The sequence below is a fragment of the Nocardioides sp. genome (genome assembly GCF_050699375.1).
GTDB lineage: Bacteria > Actinomycetota > Actinomycetes > Propionibacteriales > Nocardioidaceae > Nocardioides.
Window position 1 is genome coordinate 15,550 of the sequence record NZ_JBOHDN010000211.1, and the last position, 12,063, is coordinate 27,612.

A 12,063-nucleotide genomic window follows, 5' to 3' on the forward strand; every position below is an offset into this window, starting at 1 on the left:
GGTCGGATCAGGTCACATCGAGCAGCCGGACTCGGAGGCCGGGCGGAAGGCCTCCTCGGCCGGGATGGTCTTGATGATCTCCTCGTAGTCCCAGTCCTCCTTGACGTCGGCCGGGCCCTTGACCTTGGCCAGGTAGACGTCGTGGATGACCCGGTGGTCCTCGGCGCGGATCTCACCGTTGCGGAGGAACATGTCGTCGACCTTCTTGCCCTCGAGCTCCTCGACGACCTTGTCGGCGTCGTCGGTGCCGGCCGACTGGACCGCCTCGAGATACTGCAGGGCCGCGGAGTAGTTGCCCGCATGGGCGTACGTCGGCCGGTCGCCGGTCTCCTCCATGTAGCGGTCGGCCCAGGCGCGGGACTCGTCGTCGAGGTTCCAGTACCAGGCGTCGGTGAAGATGGTGCCCTCGAACGCCTCGACGCCGAGCGAGTGGATGTCGGAGATGAACATCAGCCCGACGGCCAGGCTGATGCCCTTCTCCTTGAGCCCGGACTCGTTGTACTGCTTGACCAGGTTGATCAGGTCACCGCCGGCGTGCATGGTGCCGATGACCTGCGGCTTCGCGGCTCCCGCCTTGGTGATGTACGTCGCGAAGTTGTCGTTCGGGAACGGCGTCGCGATCTTGCCCGCCACCTTTCCGCCGCCGGCCTCGATGGCACCGGTGAACGACTTCACCATGTCCTGGCCGAAGGCGTAGTCGGGGTAGATCAGCTGCCAGTCCTTCCCGCCGTCCTCGGTCACGACGGTGCCGGTGCCGTTGGCCAGCATCCAGGTGTCGTAGGCGTAGTGGAAGGTGTACTTGTTACACTGGCCACCGGTCAGCTCGGTCGTGCCGGCGCCGATGTTGATGTAGAGCTTCTTCTTGTTCTTCGCCTGCGTCGCGACGGCGAGAGCCGCCGACGAGGTCGGCACATCGAGGATGATGTCGGCGCCCTCGCGGTCGTAGAGCTCCTGGGCCTTGGTGTTGGCGATGTCCGGCTCGTTCTGGTGGTCCGCCGAGGTCACCTCGATGTCGTCGACGACGGCCTCGTCGCCGTACTTCTTCTGGTAGTCGTCGATCGCCATCTGGATCGCGATCTTCGAGTTGGGCCCGGAGACGTCCTTGTAGACGCCGGAGGCGTCGTTGAGCAGGGCGAGGACCACCTTGTCGTCGGTGAAGTCGCCTCCGCCGGCGCTCGGACCGCCGGCGCCGCAGCCTGCGGTGACCAGGACACCTGTCAGCAAAATCGAGGCGCCGGCAACTGTGCGTCGCTTGTTCATCGTGTCTCTCCTCGCGGGGGTTGGGACTGCGCTGTGGATTGCGCTGTGCGCTTGGGGTCAGATCCCGAGGTGTTCGAGCAGTTCGTCCTGACGCTCGACGAACTCGTCGTTGTCGAGGCTCTCGACCAGGCGGCCCTGGGCGAGCAGGTAGTGGCGGTCGGCGACGGTGGCGGCGAAACGTACGTTCTGCTCGATCAGGAGCACGCCGATCCCGGACTGCTTCGCGGCCCGCACGATGTCGCCGATCTGGGCGACGATGACCGGGGCGAGCCCTTCGGAGGGCTCGTCGAGGAGCAGCACGCGCGCGCCGGTGCGGAGCACGCGGGCGACCGCGAGCATCTGCTGCTCGCCACCAGAGAGCGTCGTCCCTCCTGCGCGCCTGCGACTGCCGAGCGCGGGGAAGGCGTCGTAGACCTGCTCCAGGCTCCACGCGTCCTCGGAGACGCGCGGCGGCAGCAGGAGGTTCTCCTCGACGCTCAGGTTGGCGAAGATGCCGCGGTCGTCCTGGACCCAGCCGAGCCCGGCGCGGGCGCGCTTGTGCGCGGGCAGCGAGGTGATGTCGCGACCGTCGAGCCGGATCGAGCCGGACAGGTTCTTGTGGAGACCCATCAGGCAGCGTACGAGGGTGGTCTTGCCGGCTCCGTTGCGACCGACGAGGGTGACGACCTCGCCCGCCTCGACGCTCAGGGACGCCTCGCGCAGGGCCTGGGCCTCGCCGTACCAGGCGCTCAGGTCCTCTATGTCGAGCATCGGGCCTCCCATCAGCCGGCCTCTCCGAGGTAGGCGGTGATCACTCGGGCGTCCGCGCGCACCTCGTCGTAGGGGCCCTCGGCGAGCACCGAGCCCTGCTGCAGGACCGTGACCCGGTCGGCGAGGTGGGCGACGACGTGCATGTTGTGGTCGACGAAGACGACGGTGCGGCCCTCGGCGATGCGCCGGACCAGCTCGATGGTGCGGTCGACGTCCTCGATGCCCATCCCGGCGGTGGGCTCGTCGAGGAGAAGCAGGCGCGGTTCGACCGCCAGCACAAGCGCCAGCTCGAGCGCCCGCTTCTGGCCGTACGCCATCAGCCCGGTCGGCTTGTCGGCCAGCTCGGTCAGGCCGACCTCGGCGATCAGCCGGTCGACCTCGTCGCGGCGCCGGCCCAGCAGCTTCTCCGAGCGCCAGAACTTCAACCCCTGGTTGGTGAGCCCCTGCAGCGCGATCTCGACGTGCTCGCGAGGGGTCAGGTTCTCGAAGAGGCTGGTGATCTGGAAGGAGCGGGCCACCCCGTGGCGGGTGATCCGCTCCGGTGCCATCCCGGTGACGTCGTCACCGAAGACCGTGATCCGTCCGCTGGTGGGCTTCAGGAACCCGGTCAGCAGGTTGAACAGGGTCGTCTTGCCGGCGCCGTTGGGGCCCACGAGCGCGTGGACGGTGCCCTCGGCGACCTCCAGGTCGACCGAGCTGACCGCGCGGAAGCCGCGGAAGTCCTTGGTGAGGCCCTCGGTCCGCAGTGCGCACGTCCGGGCCGGTGTGGTGCTCGTCACAGGGGCGACGCTAGGGAAGTGGTGAGACCTACGCCATAGGGGTTGAAGACACAGTGGGCGCCTCCGCTGTGTGGGCGTTCTCCATGCCGGATTACGGACTCCCTCGGTCGGCGCGCCACGGGGCGAGCCACATCTCGATCGCCGAAGTTGTGTGCGCGGGCCATATGGCGGGCATCACATCGCGTCGCGATGCTTAGCCCATTCGACGCCGAGCACATCCGATGCCAGCACAGCCGATGCCAGCACAGGTTGGTCCAGCAGGAGGCCCCGCCATGCCCCACACCCGTCTCGTACGCAGCTTCCTGATCGCCGGCTCGTCGCTGGCCCTCGCCGCCGCGACCCTGGTCGCCGGCCACGTACCCGCGACCGCGGCGCGTCCATCGCCGGGCGCTGCCGACTGCACGGGCCTCGCCGGACTGAGGATCCCCGCGCAGCGCATCGGGCTGCCCACGAAGGGCGCGGAGGTCACCGCGACGACCTCGGTGCCGGCCTCCGGGACCGGCCCGACCGCCCTCCCGGCCTACTGTCGCGCCGACATCTCGATCCGTCCGGTCGACCCGGCGGCCCCGGAGATCCTGATGGGCCTGGCCCTGCCGAACGGGTGGAACGGCAAGGCGATGATGTTCGGCGGAGGCGGCTACAACGGCACCGTCCCCAACCTGGCCCAGAACGTGCCCTTCGGACCCCTCGACCAGCGCACGCCGCTCGGGCGCGGATATGCGACCTACGCCAGCGACTCCGGCCACCAGGCCGACCCCGACAACCACCCGATCCCGAGCCTGGACGGATCCTTCGGCCGATCGGACGAGGCGCTGCGCAACTTCTCCGGAGACGCGCTCAAGAAGGTGCACGACACCGCGACGTATGTCATCAGGAAGGCGTTCCACCGCGCCCCGCGCGCGGCCTACTTCGCCGGCGGCTCCACAGGGGGCCGTGAGGCTCTGGCCGTCGCGCAGCGGTGGCCGCGCGACTTCGACGGGGTGATCGCCGCCTACCCGGCCTGGAACGCCGCGACCCTCGACCTCTTCTTCGGGCGGCTCACCCACGAGTTCGCCAAACCCGGCGCCTTCGTCTCGACCGACCAGCAGGACCTCATCGCGCAGCGGGTCCTGGCGGCCTGCGACGGCGACGACGGGCTCGAGGACGGAGTGATCTCCGACGAGGCCGGCTGCGACTTCGACCCGGATACGCTGCTGTGCGGTGACGGCGAGACGCCGGGTGCGACCTGCCTCTCACGTGAGCAGATCGATGCGGTCGTTGTCGCCGACAGCAAGTGGCGGCTTCCCTATCGGGTCGCGAGCGGGGAGCGGGGCTACCCCGGGTTCCCGTTGCTCTCCGGGGCGCGGATGTCGACGCCGGTCCTGGGCTACGGCACCACCGCTCCGGCCGACCCGATGCCGGTGACCGCCGGCTACGGCATGCAGTTCTGGACCCAGTGGGCGAAGCACTTCATCGCCCGCGACCCGCAGATCAGCCCCTTCGCGATCGACCCGAACAACCCAGGGAAGTGGCAGCGGCGGATCAGCGAGCTCACCGCCCTCCAGGACATCAACGACGCCGACCTGCGCCCCTTCGCGCGCGCCGGCGGCCGACTGATCCTGATCCACGGAGCCGCCGACGAGCTGGTCAGCCACCGCTCCACGATCGACTACTACCAGCGGGTCCAGCGGGTGATGGGCACGAGGGCGACCGAAGGCTTCTCGCGCTTCTACCTGGTGCCCGGCGCCAACCACGCCAACTTCGCCCCGGTCGCCTACTCCGCTGCGTACGACTCCCTCAGCGTCTTAGAGAGGTGGGCCGAGCGCGGTGTCGCGCCGGCGAAGGGCCAGGTGGTCGCCGACGGCAACGCCGGCGCCGACCGGACGCGACCGTTGTGCGAGTGGCCATCCTGGCCGACGTACGTCGGGGGAGACGCTTCCGAGGCGAGCAGCTTCAGATGTAGCCACTAGAGGGTTGGCCCCACTCTTTCCAGTCCAAGGGCCGAGATGGTTCCCTATTCCTCATGTCCATCTGGCGAACAAAGTCCATCGAGCAGTCTCTCGCCGATGCCGACCACCCGGATTTCAAGCTCAAACGACGGCTCACGTCCGTCGACCTGACCGTCTTCGGGATCGGCGTCATCATCGGTGCGGGGATCTTCACACTGACCGGTCGGGCCGCGGCTGAGTACGCGGGCCCAGGGGTTGTCTTCTCCTTCGCCATCGCCGCCCTCTGCTGTGGTCTGGCGGCCCTGTGCTACGCCGAGTTCGCCTCGAGCGTGCCGGTGTCGGGGTCGGCGTACACCTTCTCCTACGCCACCCTCGGCGAGATGCTCGCCTGGATCATCGGCTGGGACCTGATCTTGGAGATGGTCCTCGGCGCGTCCGTGGTCGCGCAGGGTTGGAGCAGCTATCTGGTGACGTTCCTCGAGGAGATCGGGCTCGGCTGGCCCGCGGGCCTCGGCCCTGACGCCAACGCGGAGTTCGGCCAGCCCAACCTGGCCGCGCTGCTGCTCGTGGTCGTCCTGGTCGGTCTGATCACGATCGGGATCAAGGAGTCGCTGCGGGTCAACCTCGCGCTCGTCGCGGTCAAGCTCTTCATCGTCCTCTTCGTCATCGTCGCCGGCCTGTTCTACGTCTCCGGCTCCAACTACGACCCGTTCGTCCCGGAGCGCGCCGGCTCGATCTCCGGCGAGGGCATCCACCAGCCGCTGATCCAGTGGGCCTTCGGCCTCGAGCCGCAGACCTTCGGTGTCCTCGGCATCATCTCGGCCGCGTCGGTCGTCTTCTTCGCCTACATCGGCTTCGACGTGGTCGCGACGACCGCCGAGGAGGCCAAGGACCCGCAGCGTGCCCTGCCCCGCGGGATCATCGGCTCGCTGGTGATCTGCACGGTCCTCTACATCGCCGTCGCGCTGGTGATCACCGGCATGGTGCCGTACGACCAGATCGACTCCGAGGCAGCACTCGCCACCGCGTTCCGTGACGTCGGACAGGGTGGCTTCGCGACCCTGGTCTCCGCCGGTGCCGTCGCCGGTCTGACCACGGTCGTGATGACGCTGATCATCGGCTCCACCCGGGTCGTGTTCGCGATGAGCCGGGACGGGTTGCTCCCGGTCAAGTTCGCGCACGTGAACCCGAAGACCGGCACCCCGATCCGGATCACCCTCGCGGTCGGTGCCCTGGTTGCCGTGGTGGCCACCTTCACCCCGATCGGCAAGCTCGAGGAGATGGTCAACATCGGCACCTTGACCGCCTTCGCTCTGGTCTCCATCGCCGTGCCGGTGCTGCGCAAGCGTCGCCCGGATCTGCCGCGGGCGTTCCGGGTGCCGTTCAGTCCGGTCCTGCCGATCGTGGCCGCGCTGATCTGTATCTACCTGACGCTCAACCTGAGCATCGAGACCTGGCTGCGGTTCCTGGCATGGATGGCGATCGGCTTCGCGATCTACTTCCTCTACGGCTACCGCAACTCGCGGGTCGGCAAGGGCGGGGACGACAAGACGGTCGAGCCGCTGCACATGTGAGGTCCTCGTAGACGATAAGGGGCGCGCGGCCGCGCGCCCCTTATCCGATCTCAGGACCGGGAGGTCAGCCGGCGGCCTCCACCAACCGGTCGCCGAGATCGGAGCGCAGGTAGAGGACCGACCGGCCGTGGCGCGCGGAGGTCAGCAGGCCGGCCGCACGCATCGCCCGCAGGTGCTGGTTGACCGCCGGGGCGGTCACCCCGAGGCGTACGGCCAGCTCGGTCGAGGACGCCGGGGCCTCCAGCAGGGCCAGGATCCCGGAACGGGTCTCCCCGATGAGGTCGCTCAACGCCCGCGGCGACCTTGGTGGGGAGACCCGGTCGCCTGCCCATAGCGTCCCGATCCCGCGTGCCGGATAGAACATGACGGGCGGCTCGTCGGGCGAGATCGGGGTCGAGGGGTTGCGGCTGAACAGGGTGGGCACCAAGGTGAGCCCGTCACCCGCGGTCGTACGCCGGTAGTCGACCTTCGACGTGGTCAGCCGGATCGTGAGCAGGTCGTCGGCGAGGGCGACCCGGGGTGAGATGTCGGTGAACATCGTGGCCATGCCGGAGTGGACGATCATGCGGCCGCGGTGGACGATGTCGGCCTCCAGCACCGCTCGCATCCGTGGCCAGTGAGGTTCGAAGCAGGCCTTCCAGTAGTCGCGAAGAGCGGTGAGGACGCGGCGCAGCACCGCCTGCGGACGCCCGTCCAGCACCGCCGGCACGCCATCGAAGTGGACCGCGGCGAGGTCGGCGCGTACGCGGGCCGGCGGCGTCGCGGCGACGAGCTCGAGCTCGTCCTCGAGGCGTGCCAGCGGGCTCCGCGGTCGCGGGTTGAGGAAGTCGGGCGTCCAGAGCAGCTCGTTGGTCAGCGCCAGCAGGGTCTCCCGGTCGAGGCTCGCGGATTCCACGGTGCGGAGCCAGGGCAGGTGGATCGGGAAGCGGCCGGGGTCACGCAGCGCTCGCAAGGAGAGGGTGAGCTCGTTGAGCGGGGAGATCGCGAACCGGACCTCGCTCAGGTCGGCTCCCGCCAGATCGTAGCTGATCATGAAGCAATACGCTATATCGTTAACCGTTCGAGGCCGGCTGCTGCGACAACTGGGCCATGATCCGACGTCCCAGAATCCGACCTCCCAGCGACCCGGTCGAGCGGCCGCTCGTCGGCGCCGTCGCCGCCCTCTCGCTCGCGCGCGGGATGTTCTTCGCGGTGAGCGCGCTCTACTTCACCCGCGTGATCGGGCTCTCCGCGGTGACCGTCGGCGTCGGACTCACCCTCGCCGGAGGAATCGGTGTCCTCACGACGTACGCCGGTGGGCGGCTCAGCGATCGCTGGGGAGCCGACCGGGTGCAGCTGTGGGCGATGGCGAGCTACGGCATCGCACTCCTCGCCTACGCCGTCGCCCGGGACGTGGTCGCCTTCGTGCTGGTCGCCACCTGGGTCTCGGCCTCGCGAGGATTCCAGTCGAGCGCCCAGGCGACGCTGGTGGCACGTTGGTTCGACGGCCCCGACCGGGTGGCCGTGCGGGCCCGGCTGCGGGTGGTCATGAACGTGATGATCGGCGCGGGTACGCTGCTCGCCGCCCTGGCGCTGGCGGTGGACACCGCGGCGGCCTATCGCGCCACGATGGTGCTCGTCGGTGCGCTCACCACACTCGCTGCGGTGCCGCTCGTCGGGCTCCGGCGCCGGATCGCCGGTTTGGCCGAGAGCATGGACGCAGGAGCGGGACCGGCGGTGGCCAAGGGGCCGTCACCGCTGCGGGACCGCACCTACGTGACGGCGACCGTGCTCAGCGGAGTGATGGCGATCCACTTCGGGGTGACCTCGATCGGGGTGCCGCTGTGGGTCGCCGACCACACCGACGCCCCTACGGTCCTCGTCTCGCTGCTCCTCGTGGTGAACACCGTCTACGTGGCGTTCTTCCAGGTGCGAGCCTCGCGCGGCACCCACGACATCGCGACGGCGGGCAGGGCCGTACGCGGTGCAGGCTTCCTGCTGCTGACCGCCTGCGGACTCTTCGCCGCGGCCGAGCATGTGGGCCCGGCGGTCGCCACCTGCGTACTCCTGCTCGCTGCGCTGGCCTCCGCGGCGGCCGAGACCCGTGGGGAGGCGGGCAGCTGGGGGCTGGCCTTCGAGCTCGCCGACCAGGAGCGGGCCGGCGCCTATCAGGGCGTGAGCCAGATGGGCTACGCGCTCGCTCACATGCTCGCGCCGTTGGTCGTGACCGCCACCGCGATCGACCACGGCGCCGGTGGCTGGATGACTCTGGGCGCGCTCTTCGCGATCACCGGCGTCCTCACCGCGGTGCTCGCCCGGCACGCCGCCACGGCGCGCGCCGGGGATGCTCAGCGCAGCGAGTACGTCGCCAGCGAGACGCCGGTGTAGTGCGCGACGAACGCCAGGATCGTGAAGGTGTGGAAGACCTCGTGGAAGCCGAACCAGCGCGGCCAGGGGTTGGGGCGCTTGAACCCGTAGATGACGCCGCCGGCGGTGTAGAGCGCGCCGCCGACGCAGATCAGCGTGAAGGTGGCGATCCCGATGCCGAGGCCGAGCGCCACGGCGCCGGTGAAGAAGGACGGGATGAAGAAGATCGCCGCCCAGCCGAGCGCGATGTAGTTGGGGACGTAGAGCCAGCGCGGGGCGTCGTTCCAGAAGACCCGGAACAGGACACCGAGGATCGCGCCGGTCCACACCACCGAGAGCAGCACGACCTGGGTGACGCCGTCGAGGAGGAGCAGCGAGAACGGCGTGTAGGAGCCGGCGATCATCAACATGATGTTCGCGTGGTCCCAGCGCTTCATGATCGTGTACCACCGCTCGTTCCACCGGCCGAGGGCGTTGACCCGGTGGTAGACGGCGGAGACGGTGAAGAGCAGCAGGGCGGCCATGGTGAACACCGCGGCGCCGACCCGGGGCGCCCCCGCCGGGGCGAGCACGATCAGGACGATGCCGGCCGCGAGCGTGAGCGGTGCGGTGGCCAGATGGATCCAGCCCCGCATCTTCGGCAGGGCCTCGTGAACGGTCGAGGAGACCGAGTCGGAGATGTTGCCGACCTTGAGGCGCATCGCGTCCGTCATCTCGCTCATTCCGCCGCCTCCGTGTAGGAGGGGCAAGTGTACGGAGCCGGCGGCCTGAGGCCGTTGGTCGTTCGCTTGCGCTCTCTCATAGCGGGCAAGGCTAACGGCACGACCTGAAGATCAGGTGAACCCCGTCCCGCTGGGTGATGTGGGCGCGGCGTGGATACTCTTCTGCTCGTGGCAGACTGGAAGGAAGGCGTACGTCGGGTTCTCTACCCCGCCTACGAGGCGCGGATGGTGCGCAAGATCGACACCTCCAAGCTGCCCAAGCACGTAGGTGTGATGCTCGACGGGAACCGTCGCTGGGCCAAGGAGGTCGGCCAGTCGACTGCGCATGGACACCGGGCCGGCGCGGCCAACATCGAGCCGCTGCTGAGCTGGTGCGACGAGATCGGCATCGAGGTGGTCACCCTGTGGCTGCTCTCCACCGACAACCTCAACCGTCCTGCCGAGGAGCTGGCACCCCTCCTCGAGATCATCGCCGACGCGGTCGACTCGCTGGCAGACGTACGTCGCTGGCGGCTGCATCCGGTCGGCGCGCTGGACCTGCTGCCCGACTGGCTGGCCCAACGCCTCAAGGCCGCCGCGGACGCGACCCGCGACGTCGACGGGATGCTGGTCAACGTGGCCGTCGGCTACGGCGGTCGCCGCGAGATCGCCGATGCCGTACGTGCCCTGCTCAACGAGCACGCCGGCCGCGGCACCTCGCTGGAGGAGCTCGCGCAGATCATCGACGTCGAGCACATCGCCGACCACCTCTACACCAAGGGTCAGCCCGATCCCGATCTGGTGATCCGCACCTCGGGGGAGCAGCGCCTGGGTGGATTCCTGCTGTGGCAGAGCGCCAAGTCGGAGTTCTACTTCTGTGAGGCCTACTGGCCCGACTTCCGGCGTACGGACTTCCTGCGTGCGCTGCGGGCCTACGCTCACCGCGAGCGTCGGCTCGGCCGATGACCGATGACCGCTGACCGGAACAATTCGCTGGCGTCACCAGGTGTTCACTGAGAAAAATGCTGCGTGTTGCCACAGACCGTTGGTCCGGCGACGTAGCGTTATCCCAACGGCGGGGAACAAAATCCCGTCGCACCTGGAGGCCCGTTACGTGAGTATTCACGAACCGAACCTGCGTCAGGATCACACCGATCCTGACGGGTGTGAGGCGGTCGGCACCCCGACTGACGGTCCACCGTCCGGTCCATCTGATTGACGATGAGATGACCGGACTCACGGGTGTGTGAGCCGGTCGCGAGAGGTGATCCGCGTGGCTGACAGAACCACGAACGAGCAAGTCACCGAGGCCGACACGTCGGCCGCTCCGACACCGGCGTCGGAGCCATCCCCGTCCAACACAGCCACCGCTGAGAGCGAGTCGCCTTCAGTGCGTACCTACGTTCTCGACACCAGCGTCCTTCTCTCGGACCCGAAGGCCATGACGCGCTTCGCCGAGCACGAGGTCGTACTCCCGGTGGTGGTGATCACCGAGCTGGAGGGGAAGCGGCACCACCCGGAGCTGGGCTACTTCGCCCGCTCCGCGCTCCGGCAGCTCGATGAGCTGCGGATCACCCACGGCCGCCTCGACACGGCGGTCCCGGTCGGTGAGGAGGGCGGCACGATCCGTGTCGAGCTCAACCACACCGATCCGTCCTCGCTGCCCAGCGGCTTCCGGCTCGGTGACAACGACACCCGCATCCTCGCGGTCGCGCGCAACCTGTCCGGCGACGGGCTCGACGTCTCGCTGGTCTCCAAGGACCTGCCGATGCGGATCAAGGCCTCCGCGGTCGGGCTCCGGGCCGAGGACTACCGCGGTGAGCGGATCAACGACTCCGACCCGGGTTACTCGGGGATGGCCGAGCTCGACGTCGCCTCGGCGGATCTCGACGAGCTGTACGACGACGGGGTGCTCGACCTCGATGCGGCCCGCGACCTGCCGTGCCACACGGGTCTGGTGCTGATGTCGGACCGTGGCACCGCGCTGGGCCGGGTGGGTGCGGACAAGCAGGTCCACCTCGTACGCGGCGACCGCGAGGTCTTCGGCATCCACGGTCGTTCCGCGGAGCAGCGGATCGGGCTGGAGATGCTGCTCGACCCCGAGGTGGGCATCGTCTCCCTCGGCGGCCGGGCCGGGACGGGTAAGTCCGCGCTGGCGCTGTGTGCCGGCCTGGAGGCCGTCATGGAGCGCAACCAGCACACCAAGGTCGTCATCTTCCGGCCGCTCTTCGCGGTCGGCGGTCAGGAGCTCGGCTACCTGCCCGGCACCGAGAACGAGAAGATGTCGCCGTGGGGCCAGGCCGTCTTCGACACCCTCTCCGCGATCACCTCGCAGGAGGTGATCGACGAGATCATCGACCGAGGCATGCTCGAGGTGCTGCCGCTGACCCACATCCGTGGCCGGTCGCTCCACGACGCCTTCGTGATCGTCGACGAGGCGCAGTCGCTGGAGCGCAACGTGCTCCTGACGGTGCTCTCCCGCATCGGTGCCAACTCGAAGGTCGTGCTCACCCACGACGTCGCCCAGCGCGACAACCTCCGGGTCGGACGCCATGACGGCGTCGTCGCGGTGATCGAGAAGCTGAAGGGCCACCCGCTCTTCTCCCACGTGACCCTGACCCGCTCCGAGCGTTCGCCGATCGCGGCGCTCGTCACGGACATGCTGGAGAACGTGGTGCCCTGATCCGCCGTAATCCTGATCACGTCAGCGGCCCCAGACCTGAAA

Annotated in this window: 10 protein-coding genes; 5 read left to right on the plus strand and 5 right to left on the minus strand. The window is 68.9% G+C overall.

Annotation, left to right across the window (positions count from 1 at the left end):
- Positions 1-12 precede the first annotated feature (12 nt).
- The 3 genes from ACRDPS_RS15715 to ACRDPS_RS15725 are packed head-to-tail and all read right to left on the minus strand — an operon-like array spanning position 13 to position 2,789.
- Positions 13-1,260 (minus strand): ABC transporter substrate-binding protein, encoded by a 1,248-nt coding sequence (locus tag ACRDPS_RS15715; RefSeq protein WP_431502589.1) that lies wholly within the window; start codon positions 1,258-1,260, stop codon positions 13-15.
- Positions 1,261-1,317: 57 nt separating this feature from the next.
- Positions 1,318-2,010 carry an ABC transporter ATP-binding protein gene (locus tag ACRDPS_RS15720; protein WP_431502590.1) on the minus strand — a complete coding sequence of 231 codons (693 nt, stop codon included), beginning with the start codon at positions 2,008-2,010 and terminating at the stop codon, positions 1,318-1,320.
- 11 nt (positions 2,011-2,021) lie between these two features.
- Positions 2,022-2,789 carry an ABC transporter ATP-binding protein gene (locus ACRDPS_RS15725; protein ID WP_431502591.1) on the minus strand — a complete coding sequence of 256 codons (768 nt, stop codon included), beginning with the start codon at positions 2,787-2,789 and terminating at the stop codon, positions 2,022-2,024.
- Between the two features lie 272 nt (positions 2,790-3,061).
- On the opposite strand from ACRDPS_RS15725, the gene ACRDPS_RS15730 reads away from it, so the two are divergent.
- Both ACRDPS_RS15730 and ACRDPS_RS15735 read left to right on the plus strand, forming a co-directional pair.
- Complete coding sequence (locus tag ACRDPS_RS15730) at positions 3,062-4,738, plus strand: tannase/feruloyl esterase family alpha/beta hydrolase (RefSeq protein ID WP_431502592.1); 1,677 nt, start codon at positions 3,062-3,064, stop codon at positions 4,736-4,738.
- 53 nt (positions 4,739-4,791) lie between these two features.
- Positions 4,792-6,291, plus strand: coding sequence for an amino acid permease (locus tag ACRDPS_RS15735; RefSeq protein ID WP_431502593.1), 1,500 nt, complete (start codon positions 4,792-4,794; stop codon positions 6,289-6,291).
- 64 nt (positions 6,292-6,355) lie between these two features.
- Here ACRDPS_RS15735 and ACRDPS_RS15740 read toward each other — a convergent pair whose 3' ends face one another.
- Complete coding sequence (locus tag ACRDPS_RS15740) at positions 6,356-7,324, minus strand: DUF5937 family protein (RefSeq protein ID WP_431502594.1); 969 nt, start codon at positions 7,322-7,324, stop codon at positions 6,356-6,358.
- A 56-nt stretch (positions 7,325-7,380) separates the two neighbouring features.
- Here ACRDPS_RS15740 and ACRDPS_RS15745 point away from each other — a divergent pair, with 56 nt between their 5' ends.
- A complete protein-coding gene (locus tag ACRDPS_RS15745; RefSeq protein WP_431502595.1) occupies positions 7,381-8,658 on the plus strand; it encodes an MFS transporter in 1,278 nt (425 codons plus the stop codon).
- Here the strand turns inward: ACRDPS_RS15745 and trhA are convergent.
- On the minus strand, positions 8,619-9,359 hold the full coding sequence (gene trhA / locus ACRDPS_RS15750) for a PAQR family membrane homeostasis protein TrhA (protein WP_431502596.1): 741 nt from the start codon (positions 9,357-9,359) through the stop codon (positions 8,619-8,621). The genes ACRDPS_RS15745 and trhA overlap by 40 nt on opposite strands.
- A 168-nt stretch (positions 9,360-9,527) precedes the next feature.
- Here trhA and ACRDPS_RS15755 point away from each other — a divergent pair, with 168 nt between their 5' ends.
- Together ACRDPS_RS15755 and ACRDPS_RS15760 are read left to right on the plus strand one after the other, a co-directional pair.
- Positions 9,528-10,304, plus strand: a complete 777-nt coding sequence (locus ACRDPS_RS15755; RefSeq protein ID WP_431502597.1) for an isoprenyl transferase — start codon at positions 9,528-9,530, stop codon at positions 10,302-10,304.
- A 424-nt stretch (positions 10,305-10,728) separates the two neighbouring features.
- A complete protein-coding gene (locus tag ACRDPS_RS15760) occupies positions 10,729-12,021 on the plus strand; it encodes a PhoH family protein (RefSeq protein WP_431502598.1) in 1,293 nt (430 codons plus the stop codon).
- Positions 12,022-12,063 lie beyond the last annotated feature (42 nt).